Source organism: Vibrio sp. B181a (assembly GCF_030248375.1).
In the GTDB taxonomy this organism is placed as follows: Bacteria; Pseudomonadota; Gammaproteobacteria; order Enterobacterales; family Vibrionaceae; genus Vibrio; species Vibrio campbellii.
On sequence record NZ_JAHGAD010000001.1, the window covers coordinates 21,155 to 37,694 of the forward strand.

Sequence of the window (16,540 nt, forward strand, 5' to 3'; positions counted from 1 at the left end):
ATTGAGTTCCGAAAATGGCTAATTTACAGTAACTCCCCGTTCTACAATGAAGTTATGCCGGTCGAGTGGTGAATAAGTTAATCACTCGTTGAACACCAAATGCGTAAGCAGGGACAGCACTATGCTCATCCACCCACACACATCGTTGACCTTCGAACAATGCCAAAAAGCACGCATGGCTCGTGATAGCCGTTTTGATGGGCGCTTTTACATTGCGGTGAAAACAACAGGGATCTTCTGTCGCCCAATCTGCCCTGCTAATTTGCCCAAAGAGGAAAACGTCGAGTACTTCACCGACAAGACTCAGGCTTTGAAGGCTGGATATCGCCCTTGTTTGCGTTGTCGTCCAGACAGTGCGCCAGGATCATGGGCTTGGAAGGGCGTCGAGACCACATTCCAACGAGCGATCAAAATGATCGATCAAGGCGAGTTGCATCATCAGTCTCTTGTGGAACTCTCTGAGCGTCTTGGGATCTCGGATCGTTACTTGCGTATGCTGTTCGAGCAATATTTGGGGATGTCACCTAAGCAATATGCGCAGTATCAACAGTTGATGTTTGCTAAGCAGCTTCTGCATTCGAGTTCGATGTCGGTCACCGAAGTCGGCTTTGCCGCGGGTTTTAACAGCACTCGACGCTTCAATGATGCGTTTCAAAAGATCCTTCAGTTAACGCCTTCTCAAGTGCGTAGAAAGGAATTTGATGGCGTGGGGACGAATCGAATTGCATTACCTTATCGTGGTGCTCTGAACTGGCAACACATGCTCGATTTTTATCGTCTGCGTGCGATTGAAGGAATAGAACAAGTCACACAAGAGGCTTATCAGCGCAACGTTTTGTTAGGTGATTGCCGTGCACGATTCAAGGTCACTCAAGGAGAAGGTTATCTTGAGATGGAGTTCGATGTTGAAGATGTCACTAAATTGCAGAATTTGGTGTCTGGTGTACGTCGTATGTTCGACCTCGATGCGGATGTTTGCACGGTGGAGCAGCACCTTGAATACATTGCGCCGGGGTTGGTGAAAACCCATGGGATTCGTATTCCGGGCGTCTGGAGTGCGTGGGAAGCCGGTGTACGTGCTGTGCTAGGGCAGCAAGTGTCGGTCAAAGCGGCTATCGGGCAACTTAACTTATTGGTAGCAACACTCAGCAGCGATCAGCAAGCGCGTCACTTTCCAACCCCAGAAGCGATTGCAAATGCCGATGTCAGCTTTTTGCGTATGCCGCAAAGTCGTAAAGACACACTCGTGCGATTTGCTCAGTACATGCAGCAAAACCCAGAAGCCGATCCGCTGCAATGGCTGGAACTGAAAGGTATTGGTCCGTGGACGGTGAGCTATGCGCAATTGCGCGGTCAATCTCAGCCCGATTGCTTTTTAGACAAAGACTTGGTGGTAAAGAAAGCTATGCCAAACTATCCGTCATTGAATGCTCATACTGCGTCACCTTGGGGCAGTTACGCGACTTTTCACTTATGGAATCAATCATGAAATCACTTTATACGGTAATGCCAAGTCCGTTAGGCGCAGTGACTATTCAAGCGAACGAGCAGGGTTTGTTAGGAATTTGGTTTGAAACATGTACCACCAAGCCAGACGATTTGGGTGAGCGTGATGATAAACATGCAGTGCTTAGCCAGACTGTGACTCAATTGGAAGAATACTTTGCTGGGTTGCGTAACGAATTTGACTTGCCCCTTGCAGCGACAGGTACGGATTTCCAAACCAAAGTTTGGCATGCTTTGACGAACATTCCTTATGGTGAAACATGGAGCTATCAAGATCTGGCGAATGCCATCGGTAATCCGAAAGCGGTGCGCGCGGTGGGGCTGGCAAATGGTAAAAATCCAATCTCTATTGTGGTGCCATGCCATCGTGTGATCGGCAAAAGTGGCAAACTCACCGGCTATGCCGGCGGGGTAGAGCGCAAGCAGCGATTATTGGCATTGGAGAAGGGTACGCCACTTTATGTGAAATTATTCTCATAACCTAGCAAGGTTTACCTTATTTGCTTAAATTTTGTGTAGGGTTGTTGTGCTAATAAACAAACTAGAGCAATAACAAGGATAACAAGGATAATAAGGATATGTCTCTCACTACAGATTTTGATGCATTTATAAAACAAAGTTGGCAGCAGCATGAAGCCGAGCCGCAGCCAACATACAACCAACTAGAGCAAGCGCTTAGCGAGGTAGAAGACACTAACCATGCTGAGCGCATCTTACCCTTGATGTTGCACACATCTATCGGTCACCTGCACGATCCAAGACAGTTTCTCACCAGCTTAGATAAGATTGAAAGTGGCGTAGCAGCTCAATGTCTGGCGCGTCAGAGAGCCAAAGCTGTCGCGCAGTACTTCGTTGACCAAAATACGGACCAGATTACTGAGTTAGAAGATGTCGATCAGCGTCGCGTGTTTGCTCAAATCGCTAACGAACTGTCGGCAATGAATGAACTAGAGCAAGCCAGCACATGGTTAGCAAAAGCAGCCAACGGTATAGATTCAGGCCAAGCGACCGAGCCTTTAGCGCGTTCAATTGCCATTACGGGTAATAACCTTGCCTGCCAATATGAAGGGCTTGAAACACGCTCTGGAGCGCAAGTAGAACACATGCTAGAGGCTGCGACACTGGCCCTTGAATATTGGAAGGTTGCTGGTGGCTGGATACAAGAAGAGCGCGCAGAGTATCGCTTAGCCATGAGTCTTCTTAAAGCGGGTAGTCCGCAGCAAGCCAAAGTGCATGCTGATCGCTGTGAGGCAATCTGTCGAAAAAATGGTGAGGATGCTTTCGAGCTTTTCTACGCTCACGATTTGCTGATGCTGGTGCACTATCACTTAAGCCAAGCGAGCAAGCAAAAACTGACGGCAGATGACCAGAAATACTGTGAGAATTCGCCATTGGCGTAATTTTCTCATCAGAGAATGAGAACAAACAAAAGCCCCGAGTTAAAGGCTCGGGGCTTTGTTTTTTAATCGTGAGCCAGTGTTATTACGCAGCTTGTGGCTTGGGTTGATAACGCCCTGGTTTGTGGTTCATGGCTAAGATTAAGTTGGTCGCCACAGCGCCAAGTACAGAAAGGCCAATCAAGTAAACATCGACGATAAACAGCGACATCACAACAATAGTGCAGTCGAGCGCCATTTGTACTTTACCTGCACGAATGCCAAAGCGTTCCTGAAGGTAAAGCGCCAAGATGTTAAAGCCACCTAAACTCATTTTGTGGCGGAAAATCACCAGCATCCCCATACCAATCAAACCACCACCGAGCAGTGCGGCATAAACGGGTTCAATACGAGAAATCTCAATCACATGGTGCAGGTGGTCTACCGCAAAAGAAACGATCGAAACCGCAATAAAAGTGTTGATGGTAAAACGCCAACCCATGCGCATCACAGACAAAATGTAGAAAGGCAGGTTCAATGCAAAGAACACCTGACCAAAACTGAAGTCACTGATCTTAGTGAGGAAGATTGCTAAACCCGCTGTTCCGCCAGTGAGCAATCCAACCTTGTTGAAGAAGATAACCCCAAGTGACACTAACGCACTACCGAGCGTCAGAGCCAAGAGGTTCTCTCTAAGGCTATGATCTTTATCCATAAAAGTATTTTCCTTGGTTTTAAAACCGTATTAACTGCAAGCACACAGCCAAAACGGATGCGGTCGGCAAAACGCCAACCAAATAGTGATAAATCGCTAAATAAAATGTCGTGAAAAGTGATGGATGTCGAGTTTTTGACCTAGATTGCGCGGATGTTAACTGTTTAACAGACTTTACACATTAAGCTAAGCAAACACGAAAGGAGCGAGGAAATGTCATGATTAAACAAGTAGGTAGTACGATAATTCAGCCTTTGCATCAGCTTTCTTGCCATTGCGGAAAAGTGCAAATCGAACTGTCGTTACCGAATGGAATCGAGAAGCCTAGACGTTGTGATTGTTCTATGTGCCGACGTCGTGGGGCGATTGTAGCATCGGTGCCTTTGAATGGGATTCGCATCATCCAAGGTGAGGATGCACTCAAGCTATACCAGTTTAATACCAATACGGCTAAGCACTTCTTCTGTGGTGAATGTGGTATCTATACCCACCATCAGCGCCGCTCTAATCCGAGTGAATATGGCTATAACGTTGGCTGCTTAGAGGGCGTAAATCCGTATGAGCTGGGAGAGATTGAGGTGATGGATGGCGTGAACCACCCATCAGACAGATAAGTGTATTTAGAGTGGATGAAGGCCGTTTAAGTAAATAAACTGCCATTCATCCATAGATGCGCGGCAATACTTGCAATGTAACCTAGCGCAATCACCGGTGCCCATTTAAGGTGCCCAAAGAAGGTATATTGTCCTCTTGCTGCGCCCATGAGAGCAACGCCAGCAGCAGAGCCAATCGATAGTAAACTACCACCGACGCCTGCCGTAAGGGTCACCAATAACCAGTTACCCATCGACATACTTGGCTCCATGGTCAATACCGCAAACATCACTGGGATGTTATCGACGATGGCGGACAGTATTCCCACCATGATGTTTGCCCAAATTGGATTCCACTCGGTGTACATCACATTCGAAACCAGCCCAAGATAGCCCAGCAAGCTCAAGCCGCCAACACACATGACCACGCCGTAGAAGAACAAAAGGGTGTCCCACTCGGCGCGAGACACACGGTGGAAGACATCAAATGGCACGACAGAACCTAAGCGCTTGAGCGCGTAATCGTCCCCATTGGCAATCGCCATCGCCGCTTTTTTGGCGAGGGAGTGTTTGAGCGTTTTACGCAAGAAATAACCGAAAAATTGCAGGTAAGCGAGGCCCATCATCATCCCCACCACTGGCGGGAAGTGTAAAACGGCGTGGAAGGAAACTGCAGTCGCAATAGTCAGGATAAACAAACCAACAATGCGTCTTGCGCCGCGTTTGAGCTCAATGTGTTCGTGTACCGTATCTGGCTTAGTGTTTGGTACAAATAACGACATGATGAATGCAGGGATGACGTAGTTTATCAGCGAAGGCACAAACAGCGGCATAAACTCAGCAAAGCTGACGTGCCCTGCTTGCCATACCATCAGAGTGGTAATATCGCCAAATGGGCTGAATGCGCCGCCAGCATTCGCAGCAATGACGATGTTGATACAGGCTAGGTTCACAAACCTTGGATTGTCTCCAGAAACTTTCATCACCACTGCGCACATCAATAATGCCGTGGTCAAGTTATCGGCAATGGGAGAAATCACAAACGCTAGGCTACCTGTGAGCCAAAATAGCTTCTTAAAATCAAAACCTTTGCCAACCATCCATGCTTGCAGTGCGTCAAACAGCCTGCGTTCTTCCATCGCATTGATGTAGGTCATCGCCACTAATAGGAACAATAAAAGTTCAGCGTATTCCAAAAGATTGTGTTCCAGTGCGGCTTTAGCCACGTCAGCTTGGTTGTGCTGGGCAAAGGTGTAGCCAATCAAAATCCAGATTAACCCGGCTGCGAGCAATACGGGCTTAGACTTTCGCATTTGGAGGTATTCTTCCAGCATCACCAGAATGTAGGCAATGGTAAAGAAAATCAACGCGGCATAACCGACGGTCGAATTGACGAGATTTAGATCACTGGTCGCAGCTGCAAAGGTGGAACTAGAAAATATCAAACAGCAAAACGCGACAATTGGATAGATTGGCATAGACATTTCTCCTTGTTTGACTGGAGAAATTTTAGCCACATATTAAGGGGTTAAGTGTGAGTAAGCTCGAATTAACGGTAGGAGTTTTGAATTGATGTAGCTTGCGCCACTACTTTCTGAGTGACGCAATGCTCGCCGCGCCAAATAGGATTACTGCAGCGTATAAACCATAAGTTAGCCAATGGCTAATTTCTAAAAAAGGAACGAGTCCTTGACCTGCCCACATACCGCCTCCGTTTAATGAGCATTTTGTTGATGTCAGACAAATCTAAATTAAATGAACAATGTTTTTTGTGAGTGAAAGCAAATTACAAAGTATTAGAAATGATAATTTTGATGAGTGAGAGAGAGCTCTCATTTTTATAAAGTCTGCACTAGCCAAAAAGTGGTAATGCAGACCATACATAGTGCTGAATGGATTTATCGCAGTAATAGCTTTTTCAGTGGTGTTGCTTCAATGCCTTTCACAAGCAACAAGGTCACCACAATGGTTGCTGGGTAAATGAAGGCGTCTTTGGCTAAGTTTTCTAGCCCCAACATACCTGCTACGTTCATCATGATGATGATCACTAATAAGTGGCTCACGTAGATACCTAAAATGCTCGGGGACCACTTAAACACCCATGGCATATTGCCAAAGTTTGGATGGGCAAGAAGCCACATGAATACGCCCAAAGACCAGATAACAGTACCAAACAAAAAGTCGTGCGAGTTAAAGGCGATCTCATAATCCATCAAGTAATAGGCTTCGGCGAAATGAATTGCCATACCAATAAGAATTAATCGAATCGTGTTGTTGCGAGACCATTGCCACTGGTGCTGTCTGGCTAGGTAACCAAGCACCACCAGTAAGGTACTGAAGAACGGACCATTACGAGTAAAGAATGGCGCTGGCAGATCAGTGAGCGTGACGTAGCTGCCTGCGAACACGCCATAGATATAGAGCAATACCGCTGTTGGAAGTAGCAGTTGCATCATGCCGATTCGAACCAGAAACGCAATGATGGCTACAGCGATGATGAGTGCCGGGATGAACCATAGATGTACCAAGCCTCCTTCCAGTAACGAATTGATTGGGTTCGACATTAAGTAGCCCCAATAGCCTTGTCGCTCGGCGAGATAGCCTGCTTCTGCAACCACTTGCCAACGGAACGGCACCAACAGACAAATCGCGCTCCAAACCAACCATATTTTAAGCAAAGGCTTGGTGTAGTTTTTGAGTGTCTCCACGGGATTCGTGCTGAGTTTTGGTTGGATGAGATAGCCGGAGATGAGGAAAAACAGTGGCACAGCAAAACGAGCTAGTTGGTTGAGGATATACCCAACCCAAGGCACCTCATCCCATTGCCAATAGGTGAGAGCCATCTGACAGTGAAGCCCTACGATCGCAAACATCGCGATGATACGAGCAAATTCTAAACTGGCAATTTTCTTTGTGGTTGCCATAAGTACTTACCTAAAAAAGTGAAAAATCGCTGCGAAATTAGCAGTTAATGACTCAGTTCTCGCGCTAAAAAGTCAACGGATGTGCATTTGGTGGTAACCAGTTTCTTAAATTCTGACTCACCTCAAATTTCGAAAATTCATATTCATTAGGTTACTCAATGTATTGCGATCGTGAGTGTGTAAGTGGGTATACATTGGTTTGACCAGTAAATTGAGTACTTGTAAAAAAGTACGATCGTGCTAAAAGTGTGTTTATGAAAAAAGGAAAAGTAACCAAAGAGCTGATACTGCAGCGTGCATTCCAACTCGCGAGTGAAAACGGGTTGGAGAGTCTCACTATTGGTGAGCTCGCTAAGCAGTGTGGTATGTCGAAAAGTGGCTTGTTTGCTCACTTCAATTCCAAGTTGAACCTTCAATTGTCGGTGTTGGAATTTGCCAATCAAGTATTCGCTGAGCGCGTAATTGCGCCTGCGCGCGAGCTAGGCGATAGCAACACTGAGCGTAAAGTACGTGGCTTGTTGGATACATGGATGACGTGGAATCACTCTTTTCAAGGCAGCTGTATGTTCCTTGATGCTTGGAATGACACCGCTGAAGAAGGCTGTGCGTTGCAAGCAGCATTGCGAAAATCGATTGATACTTGGTTAAATTACTTAGAAATTCAGATCAAGAAAGGCAAAGAAAACCAAGAGTTTGTCGCCGATTTAGACACGCGACAAGCGACCTTTGATTTATACGGGCAGTACTTAAGTGCACACGTATTTTACTCGATCAAAGGGCAAGAAGAGAGCCAGAGACTGTTCTGGCAGGGCATCGATAACTTGTTTACTCGATGGAAGCGCTAACCCCGCGGTAACGGGTATAGTAAAAGATTCAAAATGAAGAGCGACAACGAGCGCTCTTTCTTATCAGCATAAAAAGCACGACCGTTCTATTTTGTGCAAGGCTGATAGTTAAGGAAATGATCATGAGTGAGAAAATTTACTTCAATACTTCGCAGAAATTCAGTGTTAAACGCAGCTTGGTCAACATCAGTACCCGCCTGCATCACACGTTGGCGCCGTCACATGCAAAAAAGACCGCGCGTAAACTGCTGCTTACTCCCGCTCGTACTCAGCCAAAAAATGTCGAGCCACAGGGGCTTATCAAAAGCGAAGTGCAAGGTCATGCCGGTGCAATTAAAACCTATCAGCTTGGTAGCGGTCCGGTATGGGTTTTGACTCACGGCTGGTCAGGAACTGCGAGTCAGTTCTACCCGTTGATGGAGCATATTGCGGCATCGGGTTACACGGCATTAGCGTACGATCATCCTGCTCATGGTGAGAGTGAGGGACAATACGGACATATTCCTGCGTTTGTGTGCGGTCTTGAAGATGTATTAGATTCTGTCGATGAGGTTGCAGGTTTGGTGGGGCACAGCATGGGTACCGCTTCAGCGCTAGAGTGCCGCCACAGTAAATTAGAAAACAAGCCTTTGCTGTTGATCGCGCCAGTGCTTAACTACGTTGAAAACCTATTTGGCAGCATTGCGCGTTCGGGTTACTCAATGAAGTTATTCAAAGCGGTGGTTTCGGAAGTGGAAGACCAGTTTGGCTACCCATTGCAATCTATTGACCCGGAGAGGCGCTTAGCTGAGCGAGAAGCAAAAACTATTATTGTTCATGATGAGCAGGATAAGTTCACCAAACACAGCGTGTCTGCTAAAGCGGCGGACGAGATTGAACGAGTGGAACTGGTTACCACGCAGGGCCAAGGCCATGGCCGAGTGATGAAGTGTGATGAGGTATTCCAGAGTTTCGACCGTTTAATTGAAGCGAGCTGATCATTAAAGAGTGTTGAATAGATTCTGTGAGAACAACAAAGGACAGCCGAAGCTGTCCTTTTCTTTTTTTAACAATATTCAAAGCGAGTGATGTTGAATCACAACACCTTAACAGTGCTTAGTTACAGTTAGCTGGGCCAACTTCTTTCCAAACACCCCATTCGCCAGACTTGCTAGGATCTTGACCTTGTGTCCACCACTTCGCTTCCCAAGTTTTACCTGCGTGCGTTACTTGGTCGCCGCCAGTGTAAATAGCCGTTGCATCCCATGCGTTAGTACAAGTGCCACCACCTGTGCTGTGCTTAGATACAACAACGGTTGCACTTGCTGAAGACGCTGCCTGACCATCGTTTACGCTGACAGTGAAGCTTAGGCTTGTGTCTTGTGGGTATTCTGCTGCTGTGAACGTCACTTTCGCGCCGTTAACTGTTGCGTTTAGGCCTTGAGGTAGCGTCCAATCAAACGTTAGCGTGTCGTTGTCAGCATCGCTAGAAGCTGAAGCATCAATCACGACTACGTCACCAGCTTTCGCTGTTGCAGGTGCAGAAACTTTTGCAACTGGCGCTGTGTTATCAACGGTACCTGTTGGTTTAACCGTCACCACGACAAGATCAGAAGCGGTTGCGCCTTTGTCATCGGTTACTGTTAGTTTGAACGTTAGCTGCTCTTCTGCGGTCACTTCCGCTACATCAAAGCTTGCTGTTGCAGTGTTCGCGCCAGATAGAGCTACTGCAGTACCTGATACTTGCTCCCAAGCGTAGCTTGCGATTGTGCCATCAGAATCAGTTGAGTTGCTACCATCAAGAACAACACTTGCAGGACCTGTTACTGCTTGGTCTGCACCAGCTTCTGCCGTTGGTTTGCGGTTTGGTGGAACAACCACACCACCAGCCATGCCTTCGTGCATTGCGTTAAGGATGTCGCCGTTATCTGCATCAATTTCCCAAGAGAATAGACCAGCTAGACCCAGAGATTTCGCGTAGTTACCTTTTGCCAATACAGAGCGATGATCGTCAAATGTAATCAGTTCACCCGTTGAACGGTTCCACACCCAAGGTGCTTCTGCTAGCTCGTCGTAACCGTATTCAAAGCCGTTGATGCCAGCGTTGTTCGCACCTAGCATGAATGACTTAATGCCTTTGTAGTCAATCACGCCATCTTCCCAAACGCCTTGAGTCGTGCTGCCTTTCAGTTTACCTGTCGCAGTACCTGTCATTGGGTCATTTGGATCCGTCAGCGTATCTGGTGTTACGCCTTCCCAACCACGACCGTACATTGCAGTACCTAGAACCAGTTTGTTCGCAGGAACGCCTTGCGCGAGTAGAAGTTGGATGCCGTTGTCAGCCGTGTAAGCCGGGCCTTTGTACGGTTCGCCGTTTTCATCAACGCCGCTACCATCACACTGACCAGGACGCATGAATGAGCCACAGTAGAGTGCTGTTTGGTGACCAGGAACGTTGTTCCAACCGCCATAGAAGTCGTAAGTCATCGCGAAGATGTAGTCCATGTACTGCACAGCATCTGCGTAATCAACGTCTTCAATTTTGTCGTAACCAACACCAATTGCTGAAGTTAGCTCGTAGGTGCGGCCTGTTTCCGCTTCTAGGTCATCCAGCATTGCACGCAGTTCACGCATCAATGCGATGTAAGCTGGGCCATCGTTCACTGGGTCGCCTTTATCTGCTGCAGCACCGCCGCCACCAGGGAATTCCCAGTCAATATCTACACCGTCGTAGAACTTCCAAGTTTTCAGGAATTTCTTAACTGACGCGACAAATGTGTCACGGTTTTTCTTATCAACGAAGTCGTAGAATGGGTCAGAAAGTGTCCAACCGCCGATAGATGGAATGATTTTTAGATCTGGGTTACGTTGCTTCAATGCCATCAGCATTGCGTAGTTACCCTTGATCGGTGTGCTGTATTCGTGACCAGCTTGAGCAAAGCTCTTCTGGTACGCTGCCCATGGGTCATGGATAACCACTTCGTAGTCATTCACACCGCGACAGGCAGTTTGTAGAGCGTTGAAGCTGTTACCACCAACTGATTTCACCGACTCGTTTGGACCACAGATTGGGATAAAGCCGTAAAGGATGTGAGTCAAGTTGTCGACAGGCATGTTATCAACCGTGTAATTACGGCCGTAGATACCCCATTCAACAAAGTAAGTACCCATCACTACGCTTGGGTCTGTGTTGTAGGTTTTGTTGTTTGGGTCAACATTCATGGTTAGAGGCGGTAAGTGAGAACCGTCAGTATCCGCGATAGTGATCTCTGCAGGTGCGCTCTTAGCACAACCAGTTGCGTCACATGCTTCGATTTCCATTTGGTACAAGCCACCTTGGCCGTATTCAAATGATGCCGTTGTTTGGCTACCAGTGATAGGGCCTGTTGCCACTTTTACGCCATCAAAGTAGATGTTGTAAGTGTCGCCAGAAGTGCCACTCCACTGATTAAATTTCACGTTGATCTTAGCTAGCTCATGGTACTTAACCATGTCGTTGTAGCCAGATGTGGTTTCCATTGCCAACTCAATTTTAGAAAACTGCAGGTTGTTGGAACCGTACATATCGATACTTGGTGCGGTTGGAGCCGCATTTGCAGCGCCAGATAGTGCTAAGGCAACCCCAGCTGCACATAGGTTAAATCGAATCATAACTTCTCTCTCAATCCTTGAATTCATGTTCATTAACGAACATAAGCTGCTCCTGCGACAGAAAAGACAACCAATTCACACACTGTGCAAAAGCATCCCCTTGAGCATTTCAGAGGCTTATTTTTTTTCAAAAAAAAATAAATCAACTTTCGACCGTGTTACCTAAATCTCACTACAAGAAACATAAATTTGCAGTGAAAATTCAATATTGAGCCAATATTTTATAAATATTTTGCATGTACTTAATTAATTGCTTACTCAGTTCGCACTCGTTATTTTGCGAGTGAAATTAAACTTTTACTTTGTAATAGAGTTGGTTACGACAAAAGGTGTTTGTTTTGTATACAGAAGAGAAGTGATGGATAAAAGGCTACTTGCGGCCGAAGTGTTCACTTAGTGCGGCACGACGTTTGGAAGCCGCCCCAGTTTCTGAGCCTTGAACTGTGTGCTCGAAGCCTTTGAGAATAAATCTCTGATCGGGAAAGCGAGGTTCAATACGGCGTATTTGTGGGGAGAGGTGAGAACCTGACAACTGATACTCGGTTTTACCCAAGCCTGTGTTCAGAGTGATGACTTTACCATCAAACTCAAATTGAGTGGCGATCAAACGGTGATTACGAAAGACCCCGTTGGAAGTAAAGGAAAGGTGCTCGGTTTGATAAGGTGGGGCACCAATCTCAATCCATTCGCCATAGATTTTATCGCGATCGATGTAATCCAAATAAGAGGCATAAAGTAGATAACTGATCACGCCAAACAACGCGCACCCAAACAGAGCAAAACCTCCTTTGATGATTTTGAGCTGATGACGAGCCCAAAGTGAGGGTTGCGGTTCCGGTTTCTGCTTGCGCTTACGGCCTGTGGTGTTAGTCATGATCCCTGCTTACTTTCCTTTTCCATTATGGTGAGAAGCTTGAGCTGTAAAAACAAACAATCTCGTCTTTAACACGGTGAAACTATGATCTGATGTCCACTTTTACATTCCGAAACACAGTTATTGATAAGTTGGCTTTTCAGGAAAGGTCAATTTAGATGCTTGAGTCGCAAACCGAAACAGGGTAAAAAAGAGCTGATTTTTGATAAGGAAACCAATAATGAGTATTAAGGAAAACAGTTATTTTGCTGGTGGCGTTAAGTCGCTAGGTTTTAACCAACAAGGGCAGGATGTCAGTGTTGGGGTAATGTTGCCAGGTGAATACACGTTTGGCACTCAAGCGCCAGAGCGTATGAGTGTGGTCAAAGGCGCATTGATCGTTAAGAAAGCTGGCGAGGTTGATTGGGTCACTTACAACACCGGTGAGTTCTTCGAAGTAGAAGGAAATTCATCGTTCGAGCTGCAAGTAAAAGATGCAACCGCGTACTTGTGTGAGTACCTATAAGCAATAAATCGAATTGAAATGAAAGCCACCTTCGGGTGGTTTTTTTATGCATGTTATTCAGAATCAAAGGTTTTTAGCAACAGGCCGTTAACTTTTGTATATACTTAGGGTAGGCACACCCATCGTTCAAGGAGGAAGTGATGGCAGTACAACGTAAACATTCAGATCTCCCTCCTCGCTATGAGGCGACGGAGTTTACAACAGAGCAAAGACATCGCTTTACTAAAGTGGCCAATGCGGCTCAAAAGCGCCGTGCTTTTTATAAGCGAGCCATTGAAAGCAGCTTAGTTGGAAAGATGAAAGAGCGCGCACTTAAGCCCGTTCTTGTCCCACGAGATGATAAACCAAGAAAAATTGGCCAAGTGATCTGGCTTATCACGTTTTTGCTTGTCGGTTTATGGGCGATGTATATGTATTCCTAAGCCATGTTTGAGTGATTCACTCTTACAAGCTGGCATCTCGCTGTAATGAAGTCACATTACCTATTCCGCCAACCAACGAATGTCTTTGATGGCGTAACTCTTCTGCATTTGAGCAATGTTCGTAATATGCATACTGGTTTTTGCCAGTATGCTTTGCGGCGTACATGGCTTTGTCTGCACAGCGAGTGAGCTCAGACAAATCCTTAGCATCTTGGCCATAAATTGCTGCTCCCACACTCATGGTCAACTCATTGATATTGTCTTCCGTCTGATAGCCTTTATTAAACAGGTTTACGATACGATCAAGGATATTATCTAGGTCCTTCTTGCAGCGCACATCGTAAAGCATCAAAACAAACTCATCTCCCGCAAAGCGAGCGATCGAATAATCGTGTTTGTCCGTCTTTCGGTCTTTGTTGCGAATATTGTTTTTCAAGCGAGTCGCAAAGTGTTTTAAAACGCGATCGCCCACATCATGGCCGTAGTTGTCATTGATGTGCTTAAAGTTATCAATATCGAGGAAAACCAGTGCAGTGACCGTATTATTCTGAGTTTGATCTAACTCTTCCAGTTTCGCGCGCGCCCAAGTCTCAAAGCTCCAACGGTTAGCGAGCCCCGTTAACTGGTCTAGGTATGCCAGTTCCTCAATGCCTTCACGATAAAGCGTTTGGATGTAGTTCACGACCTTGGAGTAGTAGTAAGAGAAGGTATGGCAGACAAAACAAATGGCCACAAGGGTGAACATAAAGCGGCGTTCAGTCATCTCACTGGCGGTAGGTACACTCTCTAAAAAGGTCAAATCGAAAAAGATGATGAGAGAATATGTCACGCTAAACAGTAGACCGACCTTGAACTCGTTAATCAAGATGATGGCAGCCACAATCGGATAGAGCCAAAGTAATCGACCGGAGGGCGCATCGCTATATAGGAGCAGTAACAGCCCATCGAACATCAATACGCCTGTGAGCAACAAATCGGCGTATTGGTGGTGACCACGTACTTTGATCAGGTAGCTGATGGTTAAACATGCCAACGCACATACTCCGATGAGTAAGCTGAGCCCCCAGTTGCCTTCAAGATAGTGCAGTACAGAGCCATAGGTTAGAAATGCAGTGGCGATGCTAGAACAGAGAAAAACGATCTTCTTCTTTCTTGTCGATCGGATATCCGCCATTTCCTCTAGGCGTGCTCCGGCCAATTTCGACATTGTGTATCCCTACTTTAGAATTATTTAATGCCTATTCTAGGTGGTAATTTAGTACTACATGGAATAGCAATACGTTTAATTGTGATATGAATCATGTTTGGCATGAATGTGAGTTATTGAATTTGTAAGAAATTTACGACTTGTGAAAGTTTTCAGGATTATGAAAATTTTCAAAAAACCAAGTATGAATTGCGCTTATTTTGAACAAATTAACGTGATTATTCTTAAACATTTCTGTGAAATGAAAGCGATTTCAAAATATGAATGATAAATTAGAAGCTAATAACATTATGATTTTCATTAACAAAATACGGCGCTAGTTTCATGCGTTGTTTCATGTCATTTCGAGTGCTTGTACCATGTGAAGCAGTAGCGACTTTTCAAACGTTTCATTCCTTAAGATCCCTATTGAAATAATTACACCTACAAAAACTTAGGGAAATCACATGAAAAACTTAAAGGTTTTACCTCTCACTCTTGCAGTGGCCACTTCGCTTGCTTCTCTTTCTACTTTTGCTGCCGATTCTGATGTAGAAGCTTTGGAAAAACGTATTCAAGAACTGGAGAAACGCATTGACCCAACTTATGTCGATGACCAACAACCAGCGGTATTAACGCCGGACATTGAGATTCCTTATGGCGTTGTGTTCTCTGGTTATGCTCGTTACGGTGCTCACTACCAAGGGGGCGACCAAAAGTACGTGATGGTTGATGGCTCTTTTAACGGCTCATCCGCTATTGGTCGATTAGGTAACGAAGGCAATGGCGGTGAATTCCAGTTAGCAAAAGCATTTAAGAATGACAGTGGCGCAATCTGGGATGTTGTGGTGATGTTCGATCACTGGGGTGACGAGGTGAACCTGAAAAAGGCTTATGCAGGCGTTACGAATGTACTAGAGAGTCAGCCGAACGCTTACATTTGGGCTGGTCGTGATTTCCATCAGCGTCCACAACAGGGCATCAACGATTACTTTTGGATGATGCACGATGGTCAAGGTGGCGGTATCGACAACCTTGAGCTTGGTTCCGTCAAACTTGACCTTGGTGTGGTTGCTTCGGTTGAAAGCTGTAACCCGGAAATCACTCCGGGATCAAACCCTTCAATCTCTTGTACTGGTGGCTCTGGAACGGGTGATAGCGGTGTGTATGCATTCACGTCTAAACTGCACGGCATTGATATGGGCTTTGCTGATTTAGAGCTTTACGCGAACTATGGTTTTGATTCAGAAGCAATTGAGAGCTCAGAACACATTGATGCTTACCAGCTGGGTGCGGTGATTTCTCGTGCAAACGACAGCGGATCAAACCGTTTAGTGTTGCGTTATTCTGATAACGCTGACAACGGCGTATTCTGGAAAACAGAATACTTAACAACTATTTACGCAAGCTTTGAAGGTAATGCAAACCTTGGTGAAAACGCTGCGGTTGAATACCTATTGGCATATCACGATTACTCAATTGACGGTTCAAACAAGCTTGAAGATGAGCGTACTAACTACAGTGCTATCGTCCGTCCGATGTACTTCTGGAATGATGTTCACTCGACTTGGCTAGAAGCGGGTTACCAAATGGTTGATTACGCACGTGCCGATGATGACAACACAGGCTGGAAAGTGACGCTATCGCAAAATATCTCGTTTGATTGGGGTGCTGGCGCTCGTCCGATGCTCCGCTTCTACGCGACGGCAGGTGAGGTCGACAACAAAGCAACCAACAATGACCCTAAGCAAGACACATTTAGCGTAGGTGCTATGTGGGAAGCTTGGTGGTAAACCGAGTCTAATTAATTACTGTCCATGTAACAGTGGTAGGCACTGAAGGCAGATTTATTAGGTTTCTACCACTGATTTATTTCTTAACTCTCTCTATTTAGTCATGGTGTTCATTGCAGCCAGTGAAAACCATACTGTCCATTATTGACCCTATTTTGAGCCGCATTTGCG

Annotated in this window: 15 protein-coding genes; 9 read left to right on the plus strand and 6 right to left on the minus strand. The window is 45.9% G+C overall.

The features are described from left to right. Window positions 1-121 precede the first annotated feature (121 nt). The 3 genes from KIO97_RS00120 to KIO97_RS00130 all read left to right on the plus strand — a co-directional run bounded on the left by KIO97_RS00120 (window position 122) and on the right by KIO97_RS00130 (window position 2,906). A complete protein-coding gene (locus tag KIO97_RS00120; protein WP_285380372.1) occupies window positions 122-1,489 on the plus strand; it encodes a DNA-3-methyladenine glycosylase 2 family protein in 1,368 nt (455 codons plus the stop codon). After that, a complete protein-coding gene (locus tag KIO97_RS00125) occupies window positions 1,486-1,986 on the plus strand; it encodes a methylated-DNA--[protein]-cysteine S-methyltransferase (protein WP_050906629.1) in 501 nt (166 codons plus the stop codon). Before KIO97_RS00120 ends, KIO97_RS00125 begins: the two co-directional genes overlap by 4 nt. 98 nt (window positions 1,987-2,084) lie before the next feature. Continuing rightward, on the plus strand, window positions 2,085-2,906 hold the full coding sequence (locus KIO97_RS00130; protein ID WP_285380374.1) for a hypothetical protein: 822 nt from the start codon (window positions 2,085-2,087) through the stop codon (window positions 2,904-2,906). An 82-nt stretch (window positions 2,907-2,988) separates the two neighbouring features. Here KIO97_RS00130 and KIO97_RS00135 read toward each other — a convergent pair whose 3' ends face one another. Continuing rightward, on the minus strand, window positions 2,989-3,597 hold the full coding sequence (locus KIO97_RS00135; RefSeq protein WP_005428507.1) for a YitT family protein: 609 nt from the start codon (window positions 3,595-3,597) through the stop codon (window positions 2,989-2,991). 218 nt (window positions 3,598-3,815) lie between these two features. Here KIO97_RS00135 and KIO97_RS00140 point away from each other — a divergent pair, with 218 nt between their 5' ends. Next, window positions 3,816-4,211, plus strand: coding sequence for a GFA family protein (locus KIO97_RS00140; RefSeq protein ID WP_045383111.1), 396 nt, complete (start codon window positions 3,816-3,818; stop codon window positions 4,209-4,211). Window positions 4,212-4,237: 26 nt separating this feature from the next. On the opposite strand, the gene nhaD is transcribed toward KIO97_RS00140, so the two are convergent. After that, entirely contained in the window at window positions 4,238-5,668 is a 1,431-nt protein-coding gene (gene nhaD, locus KIO97_RS00145) for a sodium:proton antiporter NhaD (protein ID WP_045383113.1), read from the minus strand. A gap of 420 nt (window positions 5,669-6,088) precedes the next feature. Then, complete coding sequence (locus tag KIO97_RS00150) at window positions 6,089-7,114, minus strand: acyltransferase (protein ID WP_285380377.1); 1,026 nt, start codon at window positions 7,112-7,114, stop codon at window positions 6,089-6,091. A gap of 254 nt (window positions 7,115-7,368) precedes the next feature. Between KIO97_RS00150 and KIO97_RS00155 the strand changes: the two genes are divergently transcribed. Beyond that, entirely contained in the window at window positions 7,369-7,959 is a 591-nt protein-coding gene (locus KIO97_RS00155) for a TetR/AcrR family transcriptional regulator (RefSeq protein WP_285380378.1), read from the plus strand. 122 nt (window positions 7,960-8,081) lie between these two features. Further along, window positions 8,082-8,936 (plus strand): alpha/beta fold hydrolase, encoded by an 855-nt coding sequence (locus KIO97_RS00160; protein ID WP_045383117.1) that lies wholly within the window; start codon window positions 8,082-8,084, stop codon window positions 8,934-8,936. 118 nt (window positions 8,937-9,054) lie between these two features. Here KIO97_RS00160 and KIO97_RS00165 read toward each other — a convergent pair whose 3' ends face one another. Together KIO97_RS00165 and KIO97_RS00170 are read right to left on the minus strand one after the other, a co-directional pair. Beyond that, window positions 9,055-11,589, minus strand: a complete 2,535-nt coding sequence (locus KIO97_RS00165; RefSeq protein ID WP_285380379.1) for a glycosyl hydrolase family 18 protein — start codon at window positions 11,587-11,589, stop codon at window positions 9,055-9,057. Between the two features lie 370 nt (window positions 11,590-11,959). Beyond that, window positions 11,960-12,463, minus strand: a complete 504-nt coding sequence (locus KIO97_RS00170; protein ID WP_012130287.1) for a DUF2850 domain-containing protein — start codon at window positions 12,461-12,463, stop codon at window positions 11,960-11,962. Window positions 12,464-12,683: 220 nt separating this feature from the next. Here KIO97_RS00170 and KIO97_RS00175 point away from each other — a divergent pair, with 220 nt between their 5' ends. Together KIO97_RS00175 and KIO97_RS00180 are read left to right on the plus strand one after the other, a co-directional pair. Next, on the plus strand, window positions 12,684-12,968 hold the full coding sequence (locus KIO97_RS00175; RefSeq protein WP_005428471.1) for a pyrimidine/purine nucleoside phosphorylase: 285 nt from the start codon (window positions 12,684-12,686) through the stop codon (window positions 12,966-12,968). A gap of 140 nt (window positions 12,969-13,108) precedes the next feature. Next, window positions 13,109-13,390, plus strand: coding sequence for a hypothetical protein (locus KIO97_RS00180; RefSeq protein ID WP_005428352.1), 282 nt, complete (start codon window positions 13,109-13,111; stop codon window positions 13,388-13,390). Window positions 13,391-13,412: 22 nt separating this feature from the next. Here the strand turns inward: KIO97_RS00180 and KIO97_RS00185 are convergent, their stop codons facing one another. After that, window positions 13,413-14,597, minus strand: a complete 1,185-nt coding sequence (locus tag KIO97_RS00185; RefSeq protein WP_285380380.1) for a GGDEF domain-containing protein — start codon at window positions 14,595-14,597, stop codon at window positions 13,413-13,415. Between the two features lie 446 nt (window positions 14,598-15,043). Between KIO97_RS00185 and KIO97_RS00190 the strand changes: the two genes are divergently transcribed. Beyond that, window positions 15,044-16,369, plus strand: coding sequence for a carbohydrate porin (locus KIO97_RS00190; protein ID WP_285380382.1), 1,326 nt, complete (start codon window positions 15,044-15,046; stop codon window positions 16,367-16,369). Window positions 16,370-16,540 lie beyond the last annotated feature (171 nt).

Bases quoted from the DNA above. Each gene is read 5' to 3' on its own strand.
- KIO97_RS00120 (WP_285380372.1), top strand. From the start codon at position 122: ATGCTCATCCACCCACACACATCGTTGACCTTCGAACAATGCCAAAAA.
- KIO97_RS00125 (WP_050906629.1), top strand. From the start codon at position 1,486: ATGAAATCACTTTATACGGTAATGCCAAGTCCGTTAGGCGCAGTGACT.
- KIO97_RS00130 (WP_285380374.1), top strand. From the start codon at position 2,085: ATGTCTCTCACTACAGATTTTGATGCATTTATAAAACAAAGTTGGCAG.
- KIO97_RS00135 (WP_005428507.1), bottom strand. From the start codon at position 3,597: ATGGATAAAGATCATAGCCTTAGAGAGAACCTCTTGGCTCTGACGCTC.
- KIO97_RS00140 (WP_045383111.1), top strand. From the start codon at position 3,816: ATGATTAAACAAGTAGGTAGTACGATAATTCAGCCTTTGCATCAGCTT.
- nhaD (WP_045383113.1), bottom strand. From the start codon at position 5,668: ATGCCAATCTATCCAATTGTCGCGTTTTGCTGTTTGATATTTTCTAGT.
- KIO97_RS00150 (WP_285380377.1), bottom strand. From the start codon at position 7,114: ATGGCAACCACAAAGAAAATTGCCAGTTTAGAATTTGCTCGTATCATC.
- KIO97_RS00155 (WP_285380378.1), top strand. From the start codon at position 7,369: ATGAAAAAAGGAAAAGTAACCAAAGAGCTGATACTGCAGCGTGCATTC.
- KIO97_RS00160 (WP_045383117.1), top strand. From the start codon at position 8,082: ATGAGTGAGAAAATTTACTTCAATACTTCGCAGAAATTCAGTGTTAAA.
- KIO97_RS00165 (WP_285380379.1), bottom strand. From the start codon at position 11,589: ATGATTCGATTTAACCTATGTGCAGCTGGGGTTGCCTTAGCACTATCT.
- KIO97_RS00170 (WP_012130287.1), bottom strand. From the start codon at position 12,463: ATGACTAACACCACAGGCCGTAAGCGCAAGCAGAAACCGGAACCGCAA.
- KIO97_RS00175 (WP_005428471.1), top strand. From the start codon at position 12,684: ATGAGTATTAAGGAAAACAGTTATTTTGCTGGTGGCGTTAAGTCGCTA.
- KIO97_RS00180 (WP_005428352.1), top strand. From the start codon at position 13,109: ATGGCAGTACAACGTAAACATTCAGATCTCCCTCCTCGCTATGAGGCG.
- KIO97_RS00185 (WP_285380380.1), bottom strand. From the start codon at position 14,597: ATGTCGAAATTGGCCGGAGCACGCCTAGAGGAAATGGCGGATATCCGA.
- KIO97_RS00190 (WP_285380382.1), top strand. From the start codon at position 15,044: ATGAAAAACTTAAAGGTTTTACCTCTCACTCTTGCAGTGGCCACTTCG.